This window comes from Arthrobacter sp. TJ-254 (assembly GCF_058269175.1).
Genome location: NZ_JBZCNF010000001.1, coordinates 278,407 through 302,554 on the forward strand (window position 1 = coordinate 278,407; position 24,148 = coordinate 302,554).

General features: G+C 66.1%; 18 protein-coding genes. 8 read left to right on the forward strand and 10 right to left on the reverse strand.

Annotated elements, in window-relative coordinates; genetic code table 11:
• The 9 genes from AC4D14_RS01315 to AC4D14_RS01355 all read right to left on the reverse strand — a co-directional run bounded on the left by AC4D14_RS01315 (position 1) and on the right by AC4D14_RS01355 (position 14,812).
• Complete coding sequence (locus tag AC4D14_RS01315; protein WP_490899774.1) at positions 1 to 930, reverse strand: carbohydrate ABC transporter permease; 930 nt, start codon at positions 928 to 930, stop codon at positions 1 to 3.
• 2 nt (positions 931 to 932) lie between these two features.
• Positions 933 to 2,210 (reverse strand): sugar ABC transporter substrate-binding protein, encoded by a 1,278-nt coding sequence (locus tag AC4D14_RS01320; protein ID WP_490899775.1) that lies wholly within the window; start codon positions 2,208 to 2,210, stop codon positions 933 to 935.
• Between the two features lie 280 nt (positions 2,211 to 2,490).
• Complete coding sequence (locus AC4D14_RS01325; RefSeq protein ID WP_490899776.1) at positions 2,491 to 3,585, reverse strand: LacI family DNA-binding transcriptional regulator; 1,095 nt, start codon at positions 3,583 to 3,585, stop codon at positions 2,491 to 2,493.
• 155 nt (positions 3,586 to 3,740) lie between these two features.
• Positions 3,741 to 5,525 carry a dipeptide ABC transporter ATP-binding protein gene (locus AC4D14_RS01330; RefSeq protein ID WP_490899777.1) on the reverse strand — a complete coding sequence of 595 codons (1,785 nt, stop codon included), beginning with the start codon at positions 5,523 to 5,525 and terminating at the stop codon, positions 3,741 to 3,743.
• Entirely contained in the window at positions 5,522 to 6,556 is a 1,035-nt protein-coding gene (locus AC4D14_RS01335) for an ABC transporter permease (protein WP_490899778.1), read from the reverse strand. Before AC4D14_RS01335 ends, AC4D14_RS01330 begins: the two co-directional genes overlap by 4 nt.
• Before the next feature lie 10 nt (positions 6,557 to 6,566).
• Positions 6,567 to 8,099 (reverse strand): ABC transporter permease, encoded by a 1,533-nt coding sequence (locus tag AC4D14_RS01340; protein ID WP_490899779.1) that lies wholly within the window; start codon positions 8,097 to 8,099, stop codon positions 6,567 to 6,569.
• Positions 8,100 to 8,203: 104 nt separating this feature from the next.
• On the reverse strand, positions 8,204 to 9,979 hold the full coding sequence (locus AC4D14_RS01345) for an ABC transporter family substrate-binding protein (protein WP_490899780.1): 1,776 nt from the start codon (positions 9,977 to 9,979) through the stop codon (positions 8,204 to 8,206).
• 285 nt (positions 9,980 to 10,264) lie between these two features.
• Positions 10,265 to 10,861 (reverse strand): GDSL-type esterase/lipase family protein, encoded by a 597-nt coding sequence (locus AC4D14_RS01350; RefSeq protein ID WP_490899781.1) that lies wholly within the window; start codon positions 10,859 to 10,861, stop codon positions 10,265 to 10,267.
• 123 nt (positions 10,862 to 10,984) lie between these two features.
• A complete protein-coding gene (locus AC4D14_RS01355; RefSeq protein ID WP_490899783.1) occupies positions 10,985 to 14,812 on the reverse strand; it encodes a multifunctional oxoglutarate decarboxylase/oxoglutarate dehydrogenase thiamine pyrophosphate-binding subunit/dihydrolipoyllysine-residue succinyltransferase subunit in 3,828 nt (1,275 codons plus the stop codon).
• A 188-nt stretch (positions 14,813 to 15,000) separates the two neighbouring features.
• Between AC4D14_RS01355 and guaB1 the strand changes: the two genes are divergently transcribed.
• From guaB1 to AC4D14_RS01385, 6 genes are all read left to right on the forward strand, one after another.
• Positions 15,001 to 16,452 carry a GMP reductase gene (guaB1, locus tag AC4D14_RS01360; protein ID WP_490899784.1) on the forward strand — a complete coding sequence of 484 codons (1,452 nt, stop codon included), beginning with the start codon at positions 15,001 to 15,003 and terminating at the stop codon, positions 16,450 to 16,452.
• Positions 16,453 to 16,771: 319 nt separating this feature from the next.
• Complete coding sequence (locus AC4D14_RS01365) at positions 16,772 to 18,133, forward strand: hemolysin family protein (RefSeq protein WP_490899786.1); 1,362 nt, start codon at positions 16,772 to 16,774, stop codon at positions 18,131 to 18,133.
• Positions 18,130 to 19,221: a hemolysin family protein gene (locus AC4D14_RS01370; protein WP_490899788.1), complete on the forward strand. Its 1,092-nt coding sequence runs from the start codon at positions 18,130 to 18,132 to the stop codon at positions 19,219 to 19,221. The genes AC4D14_RS01365 and AC4D14_RS01370 overlap by 4 nt, the downstream gene beginning before the upstream one ends.
• A 77-nt stretch (positions 19,222 to 19,298) precedes the next feature.
• A complete protein-coding gene (locus AC4D14_RS01375; RefSeq protein WP_490899789.1) occupies positions 19,299 to 20,291 on the forward strand; it encodes a metal ABC transporter solute-binding protein, Zn/Mn family in 993 nt (330 codons plus the stop codon).
• 56 nt (positions 20,292 to 20,347) lie between these two features.
• On the forward strand, positions 20,348 to 21,130 hold the full coding sequence (locus AC4D14_RS01380) for a metal ABC transporter ATP-binding protein (RefSeq protein ID WP_490900467.1): 783 nt from the start codon (positions 20,348 to 20,350) through the stop codon (positions 21,128 to 21,130).
• Between the two features lie 2 nt (positions 21,131 to 21,132).
• On the forward strand, positions 21,133 to 22,008 hold the full coding sequence (locus tag AC4D14_RS01385; protein WP_490899791.1) for a metal ABC transporter permease: 876 nt from the start codon (positions 21,133 to 21,135) through the stop codon (positions 22,006 to 22,008).
• 90 nt (positions 22,009 to 22,098) lie between these two features.
• On the opposite strand, the gene AC4D14_RS01390 is transcribed toward AC4D14_RS01385, so the two are convergent.
• Complete coding sequence (locus AC4D14_RS01390; protein ID WP_490899793.1) at positions 22,099 to 22,539, reverse strand: Fur family transcriptional regulator; 441 nt, start codon at positions 22,537 to 22,539, stop codon at positions 22,099 to 22,101.
• A gap of 136 nt (positions 22,540 to 22,675) precedes the next feature.
• On the opposite strand from AC4D14_RS01390, the gene AC4D14_RS01395 reads away from it, so the two are divergent.
• Together AC4D14_RS01395 and AC4D14_RS01400 are read left to right on the forward strand one after the other, a co-directional pair.
• Complete coding sequence (locus AC4D14_RS01395; RefSeq protein WP_490899795.1) at positions 22,676 to 23,332, forward strand: MBL fold metallo-hydrolase; 657 nt, start codon at positions 22,676 to 22,678, stop codon at positions 23,330 to 23,332.
• 112 nt (positions 23,333 to 23,444) lie between these two features.
• Positions 23,445 to 24,044 (forward strand): sigma factor, encoded by a 600-nt coding sequence (locus AC4D14_RS01400; protein ID WP_490899796.1) that lies wholly within the window; start codon positions 23,445 to 23,447, stop codon positions 24,042 to 24,044.
• The last annotated feature ends 104 nt before the right edge of the window (positions 24,045 to 24,148 follow it).

A 24,148-nucleotide genomic window follows, 5' to 3' on the forward strand; every position in this document is an offset into this window, starting at 1 on the left:
TCAGTCCTTGGATCGCAGGGCGCGGAATTGGACCATGCTCAGGAGCACTATCGCCACGAAGAGCACGTAACTCGCCGCCGAGGCAAGCCCGTACTGCCCGAACCCGAATTGGTTGTAGGTGTAGTAGCTGACGGAGTAGGTCGAATCGAGGGGGCCTCCGCTGGTCATGACGAAGGGCTCTTCGAAGAACTGGAGGTAGCCGACGGAAAGCAGTACGGCGCCAAGCAGCAGGGTGGGCCGAAGCATCGGAACCGTGATCGAGAAGAACCGCTGGACGGCGTTGGCGCCGTCGACCTCCGCCGCCTCGAGCATCTCCCGCGGGATGGTCTGCAGGCCCGCGAGGAAGATGATCATCAGCGTGCCCATGTTGCGCCACACCGCCATGAGGATCATCGAGGGCATCGCCCAGGTGGTGCTGTTCAGCCAGTCGGGAGCGGTGCCCCCGAAGGTTTCGAGCATCGTGTTGAGCAGCCCGTCCGGCTGGAGGATGAACCGCCAGAGGACGGCAACTGCCACAATGCTTGTCACGACCGGGGTGAAAAACGCCGTGCGGAACAGCGTCCGCAGCCGCCCGATTCCGCTGTTGAGCGCCACGGCCAGGGCAAGGGCCACCGCCATGGTCAGCGGGATTCCCACGACCACGAAGTAGCCGGTGTTGATCATGGAGCGCCGGAACCGGGGGTCCTCGAACAGGCTCGTGTACTGCTCAAGGCCCACGAACTCCACGGTCAGCGGGTCCTGGACATCGCGGCTGGTGAAGTCGGTGAAGGACATCACGAACGAGGAAACAAGCGGCATCAGCATGAACGCGGTGAAGATCAGCACGAAAGGCAGGGCGAAGATCCAGGCGACAACACCGTTCCTGCGCTCGCGGGCCCGCCGGCCGGAACCCCGGGGGGCGCCGGCCAGCGGGAGTGGAGCGACGGCCACTGTCAGTCGCCTGTTCCGAGCGAGTCGGCGGTGGACTGGAGGGTCTTCATGGCCTCCGCCGGGTCCTTTCCGGCCTTGACGATCTGCTCGAGCTCGGTGTCGGCGGCTGCCGATACCTTGGTCCACGTCGCCACGGCGGGCGGGGAGTTCGTGTCCTTGAGCTGCTCACCGAATTCGGCGAGCTTCGGGTCGTCGGCGAGCTCGGGGGCGTCCCAGGCCTCCGCCACGGCGGGCAGGTCGCCCGTCGCCCGGTTCCACTTCACCTGGGTCTCCGGCAGGCTGAGCCACTGGACGAGCTTCCACGCCGCGTCGCGGTTCTCGGTGTCCTTCAACACCACGAGGTTCCCGCCGCCGGTGAACGATGTTGAGCTTTCCTTCGCCGGCACCGTGGCCACCGCGTACTTCTCGGCGAACCCCTCGCCGCCCACTGCCGCAAGCTGGCCGATCATCGACGGGCCCGCGAAGAGCATCGGGGTGCTGCCGTTCACGAAGGCGGCTTCTGCGGCGCCGGCCTCGGTGGCGGCGTTCTCATCGGCGATGCCTTCGGTGAAGAAGCTCTGGTAGTACTCAAGCGCCTCGACCATCTCCGGGGTGTCGAAGGTCCATTTGGTGTTTTCCTCGTTGAGCAGTTCAGCGCCGTTGGACCAGGGGAACAGCAGCATCGACTGGAATGCGTCGGCTCCGCCGGCGGGCAGGCCCACTCCGTAATCTGCGCCGGCCTTGTCCTGCATTGCCTTGGCCAGGGCCTTGAAGTCGTCCCAGTTGTCGGGGAACTCCTTGTAGCCGGCCTTTTCGGCGAGGTCGGTGCGGTAGTAGACCATCCGGGTGTCCACGTACCAGGGCACACCGAACTTCTCGCCGTCGATCTCCGTTGACTGGACGGAGCCCGGGAAGAAGGCTTCGGTGTCGATCTCCTTCGGAGCGGCGTCGAAGGCATAGGCGAAATCGCCCATCCAGGTTGTGCCCATGTGGGCGATGTCTGGTGCGCTGCCGCCCGCAATGGCCGTCTGGTATTTGTTGTGGGCCGCATCCCAGGGCAGGGCCGTGACGTCGACCTTGACGTCCGGGTTGGCGGCTTCGAACTCCTTGAGCAGTTCCGGAAGCGCTTCTGCCTCGGCCGCCTGTGCCCACATGGTGAGGGTTCCCGTGGCGGGGCCGTCGGTGATGGCAGCGGCCTCACCTGCCTCGGACTTGCCCTCGTCGCGGCCGCAGCCGGTCATCAGCATCGCAGCGGCAAGCCCGAGGGCCGCCGCTTTTCGAACATTCACTCGGATCATCATTGTTCCTTTCATGAATTTTTTCGTCCGCCCAACGTCCGCCGGCGGCAGGAAAAGAACATGCCCCCATAGCTTGAACTCGCGAAGTGCCCGGGCCGTCTATGCGCTTAGAAATGCCCGCAGCCTCAGTTAAGCGCATAGGCACTGGCTTGGCAAGAGGTTGGGCAGGAGGCAGGGTGGTGCCGGCCGGGAGGGATGCCGTCTTTTCCGGGGCACCGGGGGAGCAGGGCGGATCAGCTGCGGGCGGATGCCCTCTCCGGCGTCCGGGAAGGGTGGGCCTGGCTCATTCCGGCGGGCAGCCGCAGCTTTCACGCAGGACCACCTGGACGGGCAGCTGACTGCTCTGCGGGGGAAGGGTGGGATCCTCGAAACCGTCGATGAGGATGGCGGCGGCCGTGCGTCCCATCTGTTCCATCGGCTGGCGCACCGTGGTCAGCTGCGGGCGTTGAAGGCGGCCTGCAACAATGCCGTCGAACCCGGTGACCGCCACCTGGCCGGGCACGTCAATGCCTGCCCGGATCAGGGCATCGATGAGCGGCAGTGCGTATTCGTCGTGCGCGCAGACTATTCCGTCGGGCAGCGGCCCGTCCGCCACGAGGGCCGCGGCGAGGTCGTCCGCCGATGCCGGCGCGCCGTCGCCCTCGGTCACCGGCCGGGCCGGAACGGGCAGGCCCGCCTCCGCCAGGGCGGCCTGGAAGCCCCGGAACCGGGGCTGGAAATCGGACCACGGGTCCTTGGGGCCGGCGAACTGCAGGTTGCGGAGGCCGTGCGCGGAGATCAGGTGGGTGGTGAGGGCGTGCATCCCTGCGGCGTTGTCGACGGTCACATGGTGGAGGCTGTCGTTGTGGGAAGGCTCGGAGAGCTCGACCACCGGGATGCGCTGGGAGATCAGCGACAGCACCTCCTCGGGGACGGTCCGTGGAAAGACGGCAAGGCCGTCCACCTGCCCCGCGATGTCGGCGATCGCGGTCTCACCCGTTGTCCGGTTGCCGCCGCTGACCATCAGCGTGTAGCCGCGCCGCCAGCATTCCAGGGCGACTCCGCGCTGCACCTCGTCGACGTAGAGGGGGAAGAGGCGGTAATCGGCGTTCGGGTCGGCGCCGAGGTCCCCGCCGGAGCGTGTTTCTCCGCCGCCGGCCCTCGACGGATCGTCCAGGAAGTAGAAGTCGAACGAATAGATGCCCAGGGCCCCGGTCCGGCCCCGGGCCAGCCCGCGTGCGCTGCCGCTGGGCAGGTAGTTCAGGGCCTGCGCCGCTGCCAGCACTGCCTCCCGCGTCGACTGCCGCACCCGGTGCGGCTGGCGGAACGTGAAGGACACGGTGGCGATCGACACGCCGGCTCGCTCCGCTACGTCATAGACGGTAGGCCCCTTAACCACGTGTGCTCCGCTCGCGAATTGTGCTGTGCGCTCAGCATACGTGGCGGCGCGCGGGGGCGCCTCCCGGCCCCGGGAGGCAGTCTCCTGGCGTCACATCAGTCCCCGGTAGCGGTTTCCCGGCGGCGCGAGCTCGTGGCCGGCCGCCGGGGGCCGGGCTACCCGGCGGCGCCCGCTGCGAGGATCGCGTTCCGCTGCTCCCTGCGCGATGCCTGCTCGGTCGGGTCGGGCACCGGAGCGGCAGCAAGGAGGCGGCGGGTATAGGGATCGCGTGGATACTTCAGCACCTGCTCGGTTGTGCCTTGCTCCACCAGCCGCCCCTTGTTGAGCACCGCGATGTGGCTCGCCAGCAGTTCCACGACGGCGAGGTCATGGCTGACGAAAAGGCAGGCGAAGCCATGCTCCCGCTGCAGGTTCTGGAGCAGCTCAAGGACCTTGGCCTGCACCGAAACGTCAAGCGCCGAGGTCGGCTCGTCGGCCACCAGCAGGGAGGGCCGGAGCGAGAGTGCCCGCGCAATACCGACGCGCTGGCGCTGGCCGCCCGAAAGCTCATGTGGGTAGCGGTTCCTGAACGCGACGGGCAGCTGCACATCTTCAAGCAACGCTGTCACCCGCCGGTCGAGGTCCGCGCGGGAGAGCTTCTCGTGGAGGAAGAGCGGTTCGCCGATGCTGTCCCCGATGGAGAGGCGCGGGTTGAGCGAGGCCGCCGGATCCTGGAACACGATGGCGAACTTCTTGCGCAGGGGCAGGATCTGGCGGGCTGTCAGCGTGGTGATGTCAGTTCCGGCAATCTTCACGCTGCCCCCGCTGGTCTTGATCAGTCCGGTGACCGCACGGGCGATTGTCGACTTTCCCGAGCCCGATTCACCCACCAGTCCCATGACCTCGCCCGGGAGAATGGTGAAGGTCACGTCGTGGACGGCTTTGAAGGGGGCCTGCCGGAAACGTCCCGGGTATTCAATGTCGACACCGTTGAGTTCGAGTGCCGGCACGGTTCCGGCCTGAACGTGCTGTTGCCGGTGTGCCAGGGCGCGTTCGGCGTAGCCCTCATGGATCCGGATGCTGCCGTCAACAACCTCGACGTCGGAGAGGACCCCTCCGACCTGTGAGCCGAGGTAGGGGACGGCGTCGAGCAATTGCCGCGTGTAGGCCTCCTTCGGCGCGATGAACAGCTGCTGGGACGGAGCGGCCTCGACGATTCGGCCACGCTCCATCACGACGATGTGGTCGGCGAGGTCCGCCACCACCCCCATGTCGTGGGTGATGAGCAGGATGGCACTGTTCAGCCGTTTATTGAGCCGGCGCAGGAGTTCAAGGACCTCCGCCTGCACCGTGACGTCAAGCGCCGTCGTCGGTTCGTCAGCGATCAGGAGGATCGGATCATTGGCCAGGGCGATGGCGATCATCGCGCGCTGGCGCTGCCCGCCCGAGAACTGGTGCGGATACGAGTCGTATCGCCGTTCAGGCTCGGGAATCTCCACCATGCGCAGCAGCTCGATTGCCCGTTCCTTCGCCACGGCCGGTGAGGCTTCGGTGTGCTGCTCGACCGCCTCACGGATCTGCTCTCCGACCGTCAGCACGGGGTTCAGGGCCGTCATCGGCTCCTGGAAGATCATGGCGACGTCATTGCCCCGGATCCTGCGCAACGCCGACTGCGGAGCGCCGATGAGTTCCTTGCCGAGCAGCTTGGCGCTGCCCTTCGACCGGCCGTTGCGGGGAAGCAGCCCCAGCAGCGCCATGGAGGACATGCTCTTGCCCGAGCCGGACTCGCCGACGATGGCGAGGATCTCACCGGGATGGATGTCGTAGGAGACCTCCTCGGCGGCCATGACCCATTCATTGTCGACGTTGAAGTCGACACCGAGTCCGCGGACCGAAAGGATGGGCCCGGTTGTAGGGAAGCCCGAATCATCCGAGAGAATTCCTGTGTGCTGGGCTGTCATTGCTTGATCCTTGTCTGCTTGGGATCGAAGGCGTCACGCAGGCCGTCTCCGATGAAGTTCACAGCGAGGGCGATGCCGACGATGAAGGCACCGGGCCACAGGAACAGCCAGGGCCGCACCGTCAGCGCCGAGCGGTTGTCATTGATGGCCTTGCCGAGGGAAGTGTCGGGGGCAACGACGCCCAGTCCCAGGTAGCTCAGGGCGGTCTCGAGCAGGATTGCCCCGGAGATTGCGAGTGTCGCGAAGACGATGATCACCCCGACGGTGTTCGGCAGGATGTGCCGGAAGATGATGCGCGCGGAGCTCGCACCGACGGATTTCGCCGATTCGACGAACTCCTTTTCGCGCAGCGAGAGGAATTCACCGCGCACGATCCGTGCCAACCCCGTCCACGAGACGAGGCCGAGGAAAACGCCGAACGGTATGATGCCGAACCGGGCGACGATGCCTGCCATGACCGCGGCGATAACGACGATGGGGATGGTGATGACGACGTCGGTGATACGCATCAGGACCGCCTCGGTCCAGCCGCGGAAGTAACCTGCGATGGCTCCGACGACCGTGCCGACAATCGTGGCAACCAGGCCCACGGTCAGGGCAATGATGAGGGAGGTCTGGATACCGCGCATCGTCAGCGCGAAGTAGTCCCGGCCCAGCACGTCCTGCCCGAAGGGGTGCTCACCGAGGCTGAACGGCCATAACGTGAGCGTCGGCTTTCCCTCGTTGAAGCGGGCGCCAAGGAAGTCGTAGTCCTTGTTCCACCAGCCGGGGATGCCGGCCACACCGATGGAGCTGAAGGACAGCAGGACGATCAGGGTCAGCAGTGCAATGCCGGCCAGGGCGCCCTTGTGGCGGAAGAATCGCTCGCGAACCAGGCGCCCCTGGCTCTTCGCTTCGGTTGTACGGATCCGATCGGTCTGCTCCCGCGTTGGCCTTCCGCGGGCGATGTCGGTGTCCTGGCTTTGGAGCGTCATTTCGGAAAGTTCAACCTGCGACCGGGAATCCCCCGGCTCGATGTCATGTCTGCTCATGATTCGGTTCCTAGCTGAGGGTGATGCGCGGGTCGAGGAAGGCGTAGGCGATGTCGGCGAGCATGTTGAACAGCACCGCAGCGGTTCCCACGACGAGGAAGAAGGCCATCACTGGACCCGGATCGACGGCGTGGACGCCGTCGACGAACATCTTGCCCATTCCGTTCCAGCCGAAGACCTGTTCGGTGATGACCGCCCCTCCCAGCACCCCGGCGAAGTCGAACGCCATGAGGGTGGTGATGGGGATCATTGCATTGCGGAAGGCGTGCTTGACCAGCACCGTCCTCTCGCTCAGCCCCTTGGCCCGTGCCGTGCGGATGTAGTCCTGGTTCATGACATCGAGCTGGCTCGCCCGAGTGTAACGGGTGTAGGTGGCGAAGGAGATCAACGTGATCGCGATGGTGGGCAGGATCAGGTGCAGCGCGTAATCGAGGTTGGTCTCCCAGAATGTGCCGTTGAGGTTCGGGGACTGTGAACCGGTCGTAGGAATGGGCCGGCCGCCGGCCTTCGAGGAGAGGGTGGGGTAGGCCTGGAGGAGACGGTCAAGGAAGATCAGCAGCCCGATACTGAGGGCAATGACGGCGGAGATCCGTGCCGCACGTGCCTTGTAAGGACCGCCCACGAGTCCGCCTGCGACGTAGGCGACGACCGCGATAAGCCCAAGGAGCGCGATCACCAGCAGCCAGCCGGGCTCTTCCAGCAGGGGTATGGAGATGAGGTAGCCGGCGTAGCCGATTGCAGCGGCCGTTAGTGCCGCGTTGAGGATGCGCCGGTGCCGGAACCCGGCAAGCAGGGCGGTCCACAGAAGAGCGATGGCCCCGGCGGAGATCAGCATCCCGATGGGTCCCAGGCCCGGGGTGAGGAACCAGCCGGTGACGAGCAGCAGCCACAGGGCAACGGCGGTGGCTCCGGCGGCGATGCCGAAGACCGCGAACCGGCGTTTCCTGTCGCCGCCGACGACGACCGCCCAGATGACGCCCGCCACCACACCGATCAGGAGGATCGTCAGGTAGGAGAACTGCGGATTCGCAAGCCAGGTGTTGAGGTCGATTGCCAGGTACTGCTTGAGCAGTGTGGACAGCCAAAACAGCGGCAGGGAGAACAGGACGAAGGAAATGAAGGTGATCGAGTAGTCGAACGTACTGTACTGGCGGATCGCTGTGACGATTCCAACGATGACCCCGAGCACGAGGGCAAGGACCGTGGCCACGAGGACGAGGCGGAAAGTTGAACCAATGGCGCTCTCGAGTTGGGGGAGCACCGCGTTCCCGGCGCGGTCGGTGCCGAGGGTGCATTCAACCCCGCCCGGCACCAGGCAGTGCCCGAGGTCCTGGAGCCAGAGGTAGTAGCGCATCAGTGGGGGCTGGTCGAGGTTCATGGCCTCGGTGCGGGCTGCGATGGTGGCCTTCTTGGCGGAGCCCGAGGCTTCACCCAGATCCCCGAGCGGATCCCCTGAGGAGATCGTGAGGAAAAACATCAGCGTTGTCGCCGCAGCCATGATGAAGAACGAGATGACCAAACGTTTTGCTATGAAAAAGAACACTGGGGGCTCCTAGGAACGGTATACAAACGAGCCGGGTTCGGTCAGAAGGGCGGGCAGATCCGAAAGATCTGCCCGCCCCATCTGCACCTCCCCGCGTCAGCGGGTTAGTTCTTCTTCGTCCACTCGTACGCGTTCCAGGTCAGACCTGTCTGCGTCGGGTTGATCTTAACGCCCTCGACCTTCGAGTTCCAGGCACCGATTCCCGGGTTGGCGTAGAGCACTACGTTGTACTGGGTCTCAGCGAGCCGCTGCTCGAGCTCGGTCTTCATCTCGACGACCTTTTCGGGGTCCGTGTTGGTGACGATTTCCTTCCAGATGCTGTCGACCTTCTTGTCGGTGTAGCCGCCGAAGTTCTGCTCGCCGCCGGAGACGTAGATTGATTCGGCGGAGGCGACGAGGCCCGATCCGGCCCAGCCGAACAGCACAGCATCCCAGGAGCCGGGCTCGGAAAGCTTTGCGGACCATTCTTCCTCGGGCTGGGGAATGATTTCGAAGCCGGCCTTATCGCAGGAGGCCTTGATCAGGGAGACCATATCGGCGCGCAGCTGGCTGGTTGAGGAGTACATGAGGCTGACCTTGATGGGTTCGGTCTTGCCTGCCTTGGCCAGCAGCGCCTTGGCGCCCTCGATGTCGAGCTCGGCGTTTTCGGTTGCCGCAGGGGCTCCCTTGAGCACGGTGTCGTAGTCGGGCTGGGCCGGCTGGTATTCGCGCAGGTCCATCACCTGGCCCTCGGGCTCGATGGGCTTCACGAACTTCTCCACCATGTCCTCGCGCGGGACGCACTTCGCAAGAGCCTGGCGCACCTCAAGGTCCTCGAAGACGGCGCCGGGGCGCTGATCGAGGTCGATGTGCGAGAAGGTCAAGGTTTCGCCGGTTTCGACGGTGACCGTCTCGCCGATCTGCTCGAGAGCGGTCTTCGTGTCGACCGTGGGGCTCGAGGGGTCGATGACGTCGACGTCGCCGTTCTGGAGGGCCTGGACGGCTTCTTCATCGACGACCGTCTTGTAGACAATCGTTTCCGTCTTGCCTGCGCGCTTCTCGCCCCAGTACTTGTCGTTCTTCACGAGGGTCAGCGTGCCGTTGACCGCGTTGTCGAGTTTGTAGGGGCCGGAGGCCGGGATCAATTCGGCGTCGGGCAGCTTGGGAAGGTCGGCTTCATAGTTCCAGCCGGTGTTCCAGAACTCCGCGACAGGCTTCAGCGCCTCGATGTCGGTGGCACGGATGGCCTCGATGAGCTCAGCGCCGTCGCCTTCGGGGGACATGCCGCCCTGCTCGGCGGCGACGTGGGCGGGCAGGAAGTTGTCGACGAGGGACTCCCAGTCGGCATACGGCTCCGTGTAGACGAGCTCGAACTCCTTGTCTCCGGCTTCCCCCTCGGGCATTTCGATCTGGGCCCAACCGTTAGTCGAGGCAGCCTGGAAAAGGTCGGTCTCGGCCCCGGTGTCCGGGTCCTTTTCTCCGCTCGGGTGCTTGCCCGAGAAGGCAGCCCAGGTGAGCATGACGTCGTCGAAGTCGATGGGCGTTCCGTCCGAGAACACTGCATCCTCGTTGATGGTGTACTTGACGGTCAGCGGGTCATCGCTGGTCTTTTCGTAGGTGCCGAACTCCTCGTTGCGTTCAAGCTCGCCATCAGCGTTGAAAGCCGCGAACCCGCTGTGAACGAGGTTGTCCACGTAGGTGTTGTAGACACTGTTGGCGTTGGCGGTATCGCTGTTATAGGCATCGGGTGTCTGGCTGATCGCCACGTTGATGGTGGTCGCGAGGTTTTCCTCCTCCCCGCCCTCGGAAGGGGTGGCGGTGCCGCCGGCCGATCCACAGGCGCTGAGCATGAGCGCTCCAATGGAAAGAGCCGCAAGCGTGGCTGTGCGCTTATTACGCATTCGTTTTCCTTACTGTGCTAGGGGAGCACGGGGTGGAGTAGCCCCGTTTCAGTGGATTGCTCCAGTGACAGCGATCACACTTCGGCCAGCATAGCTAAGGTTTGTTGCCTCGGACACCCAGTAAGTAAGTAATAACTGATTCGTTACACTCCGGAAATATTGCGGGGGTCCGGTTGATACAGAAAGTAACAATTGAGTTCGCAGAAAATCACCCCTGTCACAGCTCAAAAGGGGATTTTCTGCGAACTCGACGGGTGAGGGGGAGCGGGCGGTGCCCGTCGGGTGCTAGGCCGCAGGGATCTCCAGCCACTGGAACCAGCCGCGGTGAAGCACCAGCCACGCCATGAGTCCGTAGCCCGCCTGGCCCGGAGTGCCGCCGTTGGCCGCGAGGTCGTTGCGCCACTGGTCGTGGGAGAGCAGCGGGGTGAAGGTGTCGACGTAGACGTGCTTGCGCCGGGTGGTGACGTCGGCGAAGGCAGCCGAAAGGTCGGCCAGGCGGCGGTTGCGCTCGGGGTCAAGACCCGGGGGAGGGCCGACGACGAGTACCTTGACGCTCATCTGGGCAGCGCCGTCAAGGATGTTCGCCAGATTCAGCCGGCTGCGCGCCGTCGACAGTTCGAGGTCGAGGTCCCTGTCGGAAAGTCCGATGACGAGGCGGTTCTCGAACCCGTCGTCAAAACGGCGTCCCGTCTCCTGGAGCCACCGGTTGGCGAGGGACTCGGTGCCTTCGCGCGGCGCCGCGAGGCTGTAGGCCTCGACCGAAACATTATCGGGGGCGGTGCGGGCCATGACGCGTCCAAGCCAGCCGAGGGCGCGCGGATCTCCCAGTCCTGCGAGAAGTTCGTCGCCCACTGCGGCTAGCCGGATTCTGCGTTGTTCCACTGGTTCCCTCGGATTGCTGATCGATCGGTGCGCGGCTTCCGGGCGGCTGCTCGGAGGCGCTTTCTACTTAAATGCGTTGGGTGGGACCGCTCGGCCCCACCCAACATCATACGGACAGCCCGATTACTTTCTTCCGAAAGCCTTCCGGATCAGGATTTCCTGCTCCACCGCGTGGTGCTTCGCCGAGCCGGTGGCCGTCGAGGCGGAGGCCGGGCGTGATGCGAGCTCAATCCGGCGGTCGAGGTGCTGCGGCAGGTAGAGGCCGATGAAGGGCCAGGGGCCCTGGTTGGCCGGCTCGTCCTGGGCCCAGACAACCTCGGCGTTCGGGTAGGCGCCGAGGGTATCGCGGATCGCGTCGAGGGGCAGCGGGTAGAGCTGCTCGACCCGCACGATTGCCGTCTTCGTGTCCTCGGCCTTCTGCCGTGCGGCAACCAGGTCGTAGTAGAGGCGTCCCGAAACCAGGATGACGCGCTCCACGTCGTTCCCCGGCGTTGCGAGCGTGTCGGGGATGACCGGCTGGAAGCTGCCCTGCGTGAAGTCCTCCACCGAGCTCGCGGCGGCCTTGAGGCGCAGCAGCTGCTTGGGCGTGAAGATGATCAGCGGCTTGCGCGGCCTGCGGTAGGCGTGCTGGCGCAGCAGGTGGAAGTGCGAGGCGGCGCTGCTGGGGTTCGCAACGACCATGTTCTCCTCGGCGCACATCTGCAGGAAGCGCTCGATACGTGCCGAGGAGTGGTCCGGACCCTGGCCTTCGTAGCCGTGCGGCAGCATCAGCACGAGCGAGGACCGCTGGCCCCACTTCTGCTCCGCCGAGCTGATGAACTCGTCGATGACTGTCTGGGCGCCGTTGACGAAGTCGCCGAACTGGGCCTCCCAGATCACGAGGGCGTCGGGGCGTTCGACGGAGTAGCCGTATTCGAAGCCCATTGCCGCGTATTCGGACAGCAGCGAGTCGTAGATCCAGAACTTGGCCTGGTTCTCACTGAGGCCGTCGAGCGGGAGCCATTCGGCGCCGGTGGCCCGGTCGTGGAAGACAGCGTGGCGCTGGACGAAGGTGCCGCGCCGGGTGTCCTGGCCGGCCAGCCGCACCGGGATGCCCTCCATCAGCAGGGATCCGAGGGCCGCGATCTCGCCGAAGCCCCAGTCGATCCCGCCTTCGCGCGACATCTGCTCGCGGCGCTCCAGGAGCGTCTTGAGCTTGGGGTGGACGGTGAATCCCTCGGGGGCGCTCAGGTGGGCCTTGCCGATGTGGGCGAGGGTTTCGGCGGTGATCGCCGTCGAAACCGGTGCGTCGGCGCCGGTGTCGGACTGCTGGGCCGACGGGCGCTCGATGTTCGAAACGGCCGCCGGGTCCTGCGTGACGACGGGGATGGGCGAGGTCTGCGCCGCATGGGTTTCCGCGAAGACGCGCTCAAGGCGCTCCTGGTAGTCGCGCAGGGCCTGCTCGGCTTCTTCCTGCGTGATGTCGCCGCGGCCGATCAGGGCCTCGGTGTACAGCTTGCGGACCGAGCGCTTGGCCTCGATGAGGTTGTACATGATCGGCTGGGTCATCGAGGGATCGTCTCCCTCGTTGTGCCCGCGGCGGCGGTAGCACACCATGTCGATGACGACGTCCTTGTTGAACCGCTGGCGGAACTGGTAGGCGAGCTGCGCCACCCGCACAACCGCCTCGGGGTCGTCGCCGTTGACGTGGAAGATCGGCGCCTGGACCATCTTCGCGACGTCCGTCGAGTAGACGGAGGAGCGCGACGACGTCGGGGAGGTGGTGAAGCCGACCTGGTTGTTCACGATGACGTGGATGGTGCCACCGGTGCGGTAGCCGCGCAGCTGGGACAGGTTGAGCGTTTCGGCAACTACTCCCTGGCCCGCGAACGCCGCGTCGCCGTGGATCAGGATCGGCAGGACGGGGAAGGAGTCCCCCTGGTCGAGGCGGTCCTGCTTGGCCCGCACGATGCCCTCGAGGATCGGGTCGACGGCCTCAAGGTGGGACGGGTTGGCCGCGAGGTAGACGCGCGTCTGGTTTCCGGCGTCGGAGGTGAACGTGCCCTCGGTGCCGAGGTGGTACTTCACGTCGCCGGAGCCCTGGACCGAGCGGGGATCCTGGGTGCCCTCGAACTCGCGGAAGACCTGGGCGTAGGTCTTGCCGGCGATGTTGGTGAGCACGTTGAGGCGCCCGCGGTGGGCCATGCCCACGGCGACCTCGTCGAGCCCGTCATCGGCTGCCCCGGAGATGATCGCATCGAGCAGCGGGATGAGCGACTCGCCGCCCTCGAGGGAGAACCGCTTCTGGCCGACGAACTTGGTCTGCAGGAAGGTCTCGAACGCCTCGGCGGAGTTCAGCTTGTGCAGGATGCGCAGTTGCTCTTCGCGGCTCGGCTTGGAGTAGGGGTGCTCGAGCTCATCCTGGAACCACTGGCGCTCCACCGGGTCCTGGATGTGCATGTACTCGATGCCGGTGGTGCGGCAGTAGGCATCGCGCAGCACCCCGAGCATGTCTCGGAACCTGAGCATCGGCTTGCCGCCGAACCCGCCGGTCGGCCACTCCCTGTCGAGGTCCCACAGGGTGAGGCCGTGGGTGCGCACGTCGAGGTCGGCGTGCTTGCGCTGCACGTACTCGAGCGGGTTGGTGTCGGCCATGAGGTGCCCGCGCACGCGGTAGGCGTGGATGAGCTGCTGGATCCGGGCGACCTTGTTGATTTCGTCCATCGGATCGACCTGGATGTCCGCGCTCCAGCGCACGGGCTCGTACGGAATGCGCAGCGACTCGAAGATCTCGTCGTAGAAGCCCTGCTCGCCCAACAGGAGCTGGTGGATGATCCGCAGGAACTCTCCGCTGCCGGCGCCCTGGATGACGCGGTGGTCGTAGGTGGAGGTCAGGGTGATGGTCTTCGAGATGGCGTGCTGGGCCAGGGTCTTCTCACTGGCACCCTGGAACGCCGCTGGGTACTCGAGTGCGCCGGCGCCGATGATGCACGCCTGGCCCTTCGAGAGGCGGGGCACCGAATGCACGGTGCCGATGCCGCCGGGATTGGTCAGCGAGACGGTCGTGCCGGCGTAGTCGTCGGCTCCGAGCTTGCCGCCGCGGGCCTTCTTGACGAGTTCCTCATAGGCGCGCCAGAACTCCGAGAAGTTCATGTTTTCGGCCTTCTTGATGTTCGGCACGACGAGCAGCCGCGAGCCGTCGGGCTTGGGCATGTCGATGGCGAGCCCGAAGTTGACATGCGCGGGCTGCACCGCGGAGGGCTTGCCGTCGATGATGTCGTAGTACACGTTCTGCGAGGGGAACTGCGCCAGCGCCCTCACGATTGCATAGCCGATGATGTGGGTGAAGGAGACCTTGCCGCCGCGGGCCCGGGCGAGGTGGTTGTTGATGACGACGCGGTTGTCGATGAGCAGCTTCGCGGGGATGGCGCGCACGCTTGTCGCAGTGGGGACGGTGAGGCTCGCGTCCATGTTCGTGGCGATGGCCTTGGCGGGACCGCGAAGGACCCTCACCGTGTCCTCGTCCATCTCCGTGTTGCGTGCCGACTCCGGCAGCTGCGCGGGGATCGGGGTGGCCGCCGGCTTGTCGGATTTGGCCTCCGGCTTCTTCTCGGCCGCGGGGGCCGGTTCCTTCGCAACGGGTGCCTTGCCCGATTCCTGCGTCGCTGCAGGGGATTCCCCTGAGGCCTTCGGAGCGTTCTCCTCGGTCTTTACGACCGGGAGCTCGCGCGTGGCTGGGGTGGCTGCGGGGGCCGGAGGCGCGGCTGGTTCGGTGCGTGCGGCGGACCGACGGCCGTTCTCCTTGGGCTGGTCTTCCTTGGGCTGGTTCTCGGCATCGAAGGAATCAAAGAGTTCCCACCACTTCTTATCGACCGAGTTCCGATCCTTTTGGAACTGCTCGTAAAGTTCGTCAACGAGCCACTCATTTCCGCCGAATTCTTCAGGTAGACGGTGGCTGGTTTGTTCTGACACTTGGTATACGCCTCTTCCGTAAATTGCCCTGAGCGCGGTGATGTCGAGTTCGGCCGTGCTGAACCTGCAGTCGGACCCTTCACCAGTCTAGTAACACGAGCAAGGAACAGGCCAATCACCGCGCCCGCGATTCGGCCGCGCCGCGGGGAGGACCTAGAATCTGTAGGTAACCGACTCCGGGAGTAAAAATGCGTTTCATCAACCAGCCCAGTACGGATCTGACGTATTCGGATGTGTTCCTTGTGCCCTCGGCCTCGGAGGTGATTTCCCGTTTTGATGTGGACCTTGCCAGCGGGGATGGGACGGGGTCAACGATTCCGCTGGTGGTGGCGAACATGACGGCGGTGGCCGGGCGGCGGATGGCCGAGACCGTTGCCCGCCGCGGCGGGCTCACGGTGCTGCCCCAGGATGTTCCGGTGGAGGTCATCGCCGATGTCACCTCCTGGGTCAAGGGCCGGCACACGGTGTTTGAGACCCCGCTCAAGCTCGGGCCCGGGAACACGGTCCTTGATGCCCTGCACCTGATCGACAAGCGCGCCCACGGGGCGGTGGTCGTGGTCGACGGCGCCGGGCGCTGCGTGGGCCTGGTGCGGGCCTCGGACTGCGCCGGCGTTGACCGCTTCGCGTCCCTGGAGTCGGTGATGCGGCTGAACCCGCCGGAGATCGACGCGGCCCGCTTCGACGGGGACCCCGCGAACGGCCTGCAGGGGGCCTTTGAGGACCTCGAGGCCGCCGGGATCCCGCTGGCGCCGGTGACCCGCGGCGGGATCCTGGAGGGGGTGATGACCCGGGCCGGTGCGCTGCGCTCGACCATCTACGCCCCGGCCGTTGACGCCCAGGGCAGGCTGCGGGTGGCCGCGGCGGTGGGCATCAACGGCGACGTCGAGGCCAAGGCCGCGGCCCTGCTCGGGGCCGGGGTCGATGTCCTGGTCGTCGACACCGCCCACGGGCACCAGCGCAAGATGCTCGATGCCCTCAAGATCGTGCGCAGCCTCAACCCGCAGATCCCCGTCGTGGCCGGAAACGTGGTCAGCGCCGCCGGGGTGCGGGACCTGGTCGAGGCCGGGGCGGACATCGTGAAGGTCGGCGTGGGTCCGGGGGCCATGTGCACCACGCGGATGATGACCGCCGTGGGCCGGCCCCAGTTCTCCGCCGTCCACGAGGCCGCCGCGGCCGCCCGGGAGCTCGGCGCCCACGTCTGGGCCGACGGCGGGGTGCGCTACCCGCGCGATGTCGCCCTGGCCCTTGCCGCAGGGGCCAGCCAGGTCATGATCGGGTCCTGGTTCGCCGGGACCTACGAGAGCCCCGGGGACCTGCACTCCGACGGCGACGGGCGCCGGTACAAGGAAAGCTTCGGCATGGCCTCGGCGCGGGCGGTGCAGAACCGCACCCAGGCCGAGGACGTCTTCGCCCGGGCCCGCAAGGGATTGTTCGAGGAGGGCATCTCCACCTCCAAGATGTACCTCGACCCCCAGCGCCCCGGCGTTGAGGACCTGCTCGATATGATCACCGCCGGGCTGCGCAGCTCCATGACCTACGCCGGAGCCCGCTCCCTGACCGAGTTCCACGACCGCGCCGTCGTGGGCATCCAGTCCGCCGCCGGATACGAAGAAGGCCGCCCCGTCCAGCAAAGCTGGTAGCCGGCCGGACAGCCTTGTTTCCCGGAAGGCGGCCTCAAGGGTAAACTGATGGCCTTATGGACAGCTCCTCTAGGGGCCGGCCAGCGAACCCCCGGTTGACGAAGCACTTCTCGTCAACCGGGCGGCGTTCGCTCAGCGCCGGCGTATCCCGTTCTTTTGCCCATCATTCCGTTCGAGCTGCCCTGGCCGTCACCGTGCCACATGAGGCACATGACGACGCCGCCGACGACCGCTCCGGCGCAGCGCTATCGGAGCCCTCCAGACCGGGCTTGCCCGGTAATGCCGAACCGCCCCTCACCCAGCGGGCGGTGAAGCGCTCATGGAGTGGCTCTATCTAGGCGCCGGGATCCTGCTGATCCTTGGAACCGGATTCTTCGTGGCCGTTGAGTTCGCCCTTGTGGCGCTCGACCAGACCTACGTCCAGCGCGCCGTGGAGCAGGGCGACCGGAAGGCAGAGCCCCTGCTGCGCTGCCTGCGCTCGCTTTCCACCCAGCTCTCCAGCTGCCAGCTGGGCATCACCTTGACCACGCTGCTGACCGGGTACGTCATGGAGCCCTCGGTCGGCCGGCTCCTCGAGGCGCCGTTGGCAATGCTCGGGCTTCCCGGTCCGGCGACCGCCTCGGTCTCGCTCATCGTGGCGATGATCCTGGCGACCCTGCTCTCGATGCTCTTTGGCGAGCTTGTGCCGAAGAACCTCTCGATCGCCCTTCCCTTCCGCGTGGGCAAGGCGCTGGCGCGGCCACAGCTGATGTTCACTGCCGTCTTCAAGCCGGCGATCATCGTGCTCAACGGGTTCTCCAACCGCGTCCTCAACATCTTCGGCCTCGAGGCGAAGGAGGAGATCTCCGGTGCCCGCACCCCAGCCGAGCTCTCGTCACTGGTGCGCCGGTCGGCCGAAATGGGAACACTGGATCAGGGCACCGCGAACTTCCTGGCCCGGACGTTCAGCTTTTCCGAACGCACGGCTGCCGACGTCATGACCCCGCGCATCCGCATGGAAACCATCGACTCCGACCAGACCGTCGCCGACGTCGTCGAAGCGGCGCGCCGCACCGGGTACTCCCGCTTTCCGCTCATCGGTGAATCCGCCGACGACATCCGCGGCGTCGTGCACGTCAAGAAGGCCGTCGCCGTGCCGCGCGAACGCCGCGCAGGCCTGCCCGCCGGAACCATCATGACCGAGGTGCTCCGGGTGCCCGAGACGGTGCACCTTGACTCGCTGCTCCGCGAACTGCGCGAGGCGAACCTCCAGCTGGCCGTCGTGCTCGACGAGTACGGCGGAACGGCAGGAGTCGCGACCCTCGAGGACCTCGTCGAAGAGATCGTCGGCGAAGTGGCGGACGAGCACGACAAGCTCAAGCCTGGGGTGCTCCAGAGCGCCTCGGGGGACTGGTACTTCCCGGGCATGATGCGCCCCGATGAGGTCACCGACCACATTCCCGGACTTGTCGTACCCGACGAGCCCGGCTACGAGACAGTTGGCGGTTTCATGATGTCCGAACTGGGCCGCATTGCGGTGCCCGGCGACCGCGTCGAGGTTACGAACGGAGTACTCGAGGTGGAGCGCATGGACGGGCGCAGGATCGACCGCGTGCGCTTCATCCCGGCGCCCACAACGGACGGCGCCGACACCGACGTCCGGACCGGATCGCATGCGGCAACGGACGGAGCGGCACAATGAGCGACTGGGCGGGAATCCTCTGGCTGGTGCTGCTGCTGATCGGCAACGCGTTCTTCGTCGCCTCCGAATTCGCAGTCATCTCTGCGCGGCGCAGCCAGATCGAACCCCTGGCGGACGCCGGATCGAAACGGGCGCAGACAACCCTGTGGGCGATGGAGCACGTGTCCCTCATGCTGGCATGCGCCCAGCTGGGCATCACCGTGTGTTCCCTGCTGATCCTCCAGGTTGCCGAACCTGCGATCCACCACCTGCTGGTGGTGCCGTTCGAGGCGGTCGGCATCGCGCCGGGCCTCGCCGACGGAATGGCCTTCGGCGTGGCCCTGCTCCTCGTCACCTTCCTCCACGTGACCTTCGGGGAGATGGTGCCCAAAAACATCTCGGTCTCGGCCGCAGACAAGGCGGCCCTGCTCCTTGCGCTTCCCCTGGTGATGATCGCCCGGGCGGTGAACCCGATCATCGCATCGCTCAACTGGGCGGCGAACCACATCCTCCGCGCCCTCCGCGTCGAGCCGAAGGACGAGGTCTCCTCGACCTACACGCTCGAGGAGGTGCAGTCGATCGTCGAGGAGTCGACAAAGAGCGGACTCGTCGACGACGGTTCGGGGCTGATCACCGGCGCGCTTGAGTTCTCCGGCCAGACCGCGGAAACCACGATGGTGCCCCTCCACGAGTTGGTCACCGTCCGCACCGACGCGACGCCCGAGGAGTTCGAGAGGGCGGTTGGACGCACCGGCTTCTCCCGATTCGTCCTCGTCGACGAGAACGACAACCTCACCGGGTACATGCACCTCAAGGACATCATGTCTATTCCGCAGGCGATGTACCGCAAGCCCATCACCGAGAACAAGGTGAGGACCCTTGCCAACCTCAACCTCTCGGACGAGATCGAAGACGCCCTGACGGTGATGCAGAAAACCGGCTCCCACCTTGCCCGTGTGCTCGGGCCCAACGGGGAAACACAGGGCGTCCTCTTCCTCGAGGACGTGATCGAGCAGCTCGTCGGAGAAATCCGGGACGCCACCCAGAGCCAGGGCGCCCGCCGCTCGGGCGAGGGGATGACCGAGCGCAGCGGGAACTTCATGCAGTGAGCCCGTTCTGCGAATGATTCGCGTTAGGTTAGACTGATTCCGCTAACGTAAACGTTTCTCATTAGATCGAGGCAAGCATGTTCCGGGCACCTTTCCGCCGTCCACTTGGCCTGGCATCGCTGGCCGCCGCCGCCCTGCTCACCGCGGGATGCGGCGGCGACGCCGGTGCCGGTTCGCCGGCAGGCACGGCTGACTCCGGCGGGCTCCAGGTTGTGACAAGCACCAACGTGTACGGCAACATCGTCGAACTCATTGGTGGCGACGCCGTTGAGGTCACCGCGGTCGTTGACAGCCTCAGCCAGGACCCCCACTCCTACGAGCCGACAGTGCAGGACAAGCTCGCCGTGTCGAAGGCGGACCTGGTCATCGAGAACGGGGGCGGCTACGACCCGTTCCTGTCCCGGCTGGCCGAGGAGACCGGCCTCGACGCCGGGCGGATCCTCAGTGCCGTCGAAGTGGCGGGCATCGAGGGCCTCTCCCACGAGGACCATGCCGAGGAGCACGGCGATGACCATGCCGAAGGGCACGCGGGGGAGGGCGGCGCCGGCAACGAACACGTCTGGTACCACCTCGGAGCAATGCGCACCCTGGCCGCGGCTGTCAGCAGCGAACTCGGCGCCCTCGACGAGGCACACGCGGCGGACTTCGAGGAACGCGCCCTGACGCTCTCCAAGGAACTGGACGCCATCGAGGAGAAGCTCGGCGATGCCGTCGCCGCAGGCGGGGGCGGCGACGTCGCCGTCACCGAGCCCGTTCCCGGTTACCTTCTCGAGGCGGCCGGTCTCACCGACGTCACCCCCGCCCATTACGCCGAGGCGGTCGAAGAGGGAAGCGACGTCTCGATCGGGGTGCTCAACGACATGAAAAAGCTTGTGGCATCGGACACCGTGAAGTTCCTGGCCTACAACGAACAGACCGAGGGCAGCCAGACCCAGGCGGTGCGCGATGCCGCGGAGAAGGCCGGGGTCCCGGTCGTCAATTTCACTGAAACCCTCCCCGTCGGGGAGGATTATGTCTCATGGATGAGCGCGAACGCCGACAGCATCGTGAAAGCGCTCAACGCCAGGTGAGCAGCGCCGCCCCCGGGCGGTCCGGCCACGCGCCGCCCCCCGCTGCCGGTGCGGTGGTGAGCCTGCGCGGTGCGAGCCTTTCTTTCGGCCACCGCACGCTCTGGAGCGGCCTCGACCTCGACATCCATCCGGGAGAGTTCTTCGCCGTCCTCGGACCCAACGGTTCAGGGAAGACAAGCTTCCTCAAAGTGCTCCTCGGACTCCAGCCGCTCGACTCGGGCACGGCACTGATCAACGGAGCACGCATCCAGCGCGGCAGCCGCGCCATCGGGTACGTGCCCCAGCAAAAATCCTTCGCGCCCGAGACGCCGCTTCGCGGACGCGACCTGGTGGGCCTCGGCATCGACGGCCACCGCTGGGGCGTGCGCCTGAAGGGAAGGAGCTACCGCGACCGGGTCGACGAGCTGCTCGGCGAGGTGGGCTCGACCTCCTACGCCGATGCGCCGGTGGGACGGCTCTCCGGGGGAGAGCAGCAGCGCCTGCGGATCGCCCAGGCCCTGGCGAGCGATCCCCGCGTCCTGCTCTGCGATGAGCCGCTGCTCTCCCTTGACCTGCACCACCAGCAGGCGGTCAGCAGCCTGATCAACAGGCAGTCCCATGAAAAGAACAGCGCCGTTGTGTTCGTCACCCACGAGATCAACCCCGTCATCGAGTACGTCGACCGTGTGCTGTACCTGGCCGGGGGCAGGTTCCGCATCGGATCGCCCCAGGAAGTCATGACGAGCGAGGTGCTTTCCGACCTTTACGGCAGCCCCGTTGAGGTCCTTCACCATAACGGCCGGATCGTCGTCGTTGGCCTTCCGGACGCCACCGCCCACCACCGGGCCGGAGGGCTCTGAGCATGGATTTCCAGGATGTCATCGACGCGGTGTTCACGTTCGACAATTACCGGGAACTGCTCCCGCTGGTGCGCAACTCCATCTGGGCCGGTGCGGTGCTCGGCCTGCTTGGCGGGTTGATCGGGACCTTCGTCATGATGCGCGACCTGGCCTTCGCGGTTCACGGCATAGCCGAGTTGTCCTTCGCCGGAGCGGCGTTCGCCCTGTTGATCGGCGCGAACGTGGTCTTCGGCTCCCTCATCGGATCGGTCGCCGCTGCCCTGGTTCTCGGGCTGATGGGTATCCGGGCGCGCGACCGGAACTCGATCATCGGAGTCGTCATGCCCTTCGGGCTTGGGCTCGGCATCCTGTTCCTTGCCCTCTACGAGGGAAGGGCCGCCAACAAATTCGGGCTGCTCACCGGGCAGATCGTCTCGGTGGACAGCGTGCAGCTGAACCTGCTGGTGCTCTGCGCCGTGGCCGTCCTGATCGTTCTTGCCGCCATCTGGCGGCCGCTGACCTTCGCCAGCGCCGATCCGGACCTCGCCGAAGCCCGGGGTGTTCCGGTGCGCGGGCTGTCGATCGTCTTCATGGTGCTTCTCGGAGTCTCGGTGGCGCTGTCGATCCAGGTGGTGGGGGCGCTGCTGGTGCTCGCACTGCTGATCACCCCGGCGGCCGCGGCCCTGAAAGTGACATCGACACCGGGCCTCGTGGTGGTGCTCAGCATCGCCTTCGCCACCGCCTCGGTGGTCGGCGGCATCCTCCTCGCCCTGGGCGGAAGGATCCCCATCAGTCCGTACGTGACGACGATTTCCTTCGCCATCTACCTGGTGTGCAGGGCGGTCGGTGGGCGCCGGAGCAGTCCGCGGCCCGTCCATGCGCAGGGTCCTGCCGCCTGAGGGCCCGAGCGGGGGAGATCACCCGCGCCGCGGTCCAAGGATCCAGGGTGCCGGCAGGCTCTGCACCCGTGATAGGTGCCGCGTTCCGATCTAGCTCCGGGCCGCCTTCGCCGCGGTGCAATCCGGGCACAGGCCGTAGATCTCAACGGTGTGGGCAACCTCGCTGAAGCCGTGCGCCGCGGCGGTCCGTCCGGCCCACTGCTCCACCGCCGGTGCCTCGATCTCCACCGCCCTGCCGCAGTTGCGGCACAGCAGGTGGTGGTGGTGGTGTTCGACGGCGCACCTGCGGTACACGGCCTCGCCGTCGCCGCTGCGCAGGACGTCCACCATGCCGTCGTCGGCCATGGACTGGAGGACGCGGTAGACGGTGGCAAGGGAAACCGATTCACCCCGGTCCTGGAGGACCCGGTGCAGGTCCTGGGTGCTGACGAAGTCATCGAGTTCGTCGAGGGCTGCGCTGACAGCGCGGCGCTGGCGCGTCATGCGTTGCTCGGAGCCCCGGCGCATTGACTGCTCCGCTTCGGACGTCATGGGGAAACCTTTCGGAGCAGGTGGTGGAAAGGCGGCGGCCTGGCGGCCGGCACGCGGGCAATCCGCGCATCGGGCGGCAATTTAAGCCTAAACCCTGATCAAGATTATCAGTCGGCTGAGGGGTATTCTGTGCGCTATGAAGCTGACCAAGTACACCCACGCCTGTGTCCGACTTGAGAAAGACGGACATGTCCTGGTGATCGACCCCGGCTCGTTCTCCGAAGTGGAGGAGGCCCTGAACGGCGCAGGCGCGGTGCTTGTCACCCATGAACACGCCGACCACCTCGACCGCGACCGGGTGTCAGCGGCCCTGGCCGCCAACGGAGCCCTCGAACTGTGGGCACCGGCTCAGCTCGCCGAACAACTGCGCTCTTCGCTCGGGAACGCCGCCGCCAGGATTCACGACGCCGAATCCGGCACCGGTTTCACCGCGGCCGGGTTCGAGGTGCGCACCTTCGGCGGCCAACACGCACTGATCCACCCGCACATCCCGGTCATCGCCAATATCGGGTACGTCGTTGACGGAGAGCTCTATCACCCCGGGGACTCATTCATCGTTCCCCACGGCGTCGCGGTGCGGACCCTCCTGGTGCCGATCCACGCCCCCTGGTCGAAAACCGCCGAGGTGATCGACTTCGTCACCTCTGTGCGGGCAGCCCGGGCTTATCCGATTCACGATGCGCTGCTCAACGAGGCAGGGCTCGGCCTTGTAGAAAACCATGTCGGCCGGCTCGGCGCCCAGTACGGAACGGAGTACAAGCACCTGACGCCGGGTGAAACGGTGGAGCTTTGAGCGCGTGATGGTGATTTCCGGATTTAGCTAGCCTATCGAGAAGTAAGCAAGGCTGCTATTGTCGGGGAAGGGCCGAGGGACCGGCCCTTTGCCTTATGCGGATTGGACTCTCGTGCGCGACAGTGGAAACGCCCCAGGAAGCCTTGAACCTCTCGTCCGTGCCGTGGCAGGCGGCAGCCGGGCCGCGTTCAGCGAGCTCTATGGGCGGACTGCCCCAAGGGTGTACGCGCTCGCACTGCGGATGACGGAGCGGCAGGATGCCGCGGCGGAGATTGTCGAGCAGGTTTATCTCAAGGCGTGGGCTTCGGCCGGAAGCTACGGCCCGCGGGTCGGAACACCAATGACCTGGCTCCTCTCCCTCACCCATCTGTGTGCCGTCCAGAGCAGCCGCACCGCTGCGGCGCAAGGCGCACCGGCCGGGGCCGTACCGGCCCACGCCGAGGTCCCGTCGGCCGGACCGGAGCGCGGAGAGGCGGGCACATCTTATGCGCTGCCTCAGGGGCAGGATGAAGCCCTCCTGCTCGCCTACTACGGTGGGCTGACCTGCGGCGAAGTCGCCGAAAAGCTCAGTGTTGCAGTGCCGACGGCGGTCTCAAGGATCCAGACCGCAGTCGGCCGCCTCACCAGTTCCGATTCCGCATCAGCTGCAGCGCCGGGCGCAATCGCCGTACCTGGCACGATCACCGTTCCGGCCGCCGGAACCATGGGATAGCGCGGCGCCAGCCCCATCTTTCCGCGCGGCCCCTTCGCAGGGCATCCCTTCCTTCCCTGCAGGAAGTCCGCGGCGCTCTTCTTCTGAACACCACCTCAAGAGCC

Bases quoted from the DNA above. Each gene is read 5' to 3' on its own strand.
- AC4D14_RS01320 (WP_490899775.1), bottom strand. From the start codon at position 2,210: ATGATGATCCGAGTGAATGTTCGAAAAGCGGCGGCCCTCGGGCTTGCC.
- AC4D14_RS01330 (WP_490899777.1), bottom strand. From the start codon at position 5,525: ATGACAGCCCAGCACACAGGAATTCTCTCGGATGATTCGGGCTTCCCT.
- AC4D14_RS01335 (WP_490899778.1), bottom strand. From the start codon at position 6,556: ATGAGCAGACATGACATCGAGCCGGGGGATTCCCGGTCGCAGGTTGAA.
- AC4D14_RS01345 (WP_490899780.1), bottom strand. From the start codon at position 9,979: ATGCGTAATAAGCGCACAGCCACGCTTGCGGCTCTTTCCATTGGAGCG.
- guaB1 (WP_490899784.1), top strand. From the start codon at position 15,001: ATGCGTTTCATCAACCAGCCCAGTACGGATCTGACGTATTCGGATGTG.
- AC4D14_RS01365 (WP_490899786.1), top strand. From the start codon at position 16,772: ATGGAGTGGCTCTATCTAGGCGCCGGGATCCTGCTGATCCTTGGAACC.
- AC4D14_RS01370 (WP_490899788.1), top strand. From the start codon at position 18,130: ATGAGCGACTGGGCGGGAATCCTCTGGCTGGTGCTGCTGCTGATCGGC.
- AC4D14_RS01375 (WP_490899789.1), top strand. From the start codon at position 19,299: ATGTTCCGGGCACCTTTCCGCCGTCCACTTGGCCTGGCATCGCTGGCC.
- AC4D14_RS01385 (WP_490899791.1), top strand. From the start codon at position 21,133: ATGGATTTCCAGGATGTCATCGACGCGGTGTTCACGTTCGACAATTAC.
- AC4D14_RS01390 (WP_490899793.1), bottom strand. From the start codon at position 22,539: ATGACGTCCGAAGCGGAGCAGTCAATGCGCCGGGGCTCCGAGCAACGC.
- AC4D14_RS01395 (WP_490899795.1), top strand. From the start codon at position 22,676: ATGAAGCTGACCAAGTACACCCACGCCTGTGTCCGACTTGAGAAAGAC.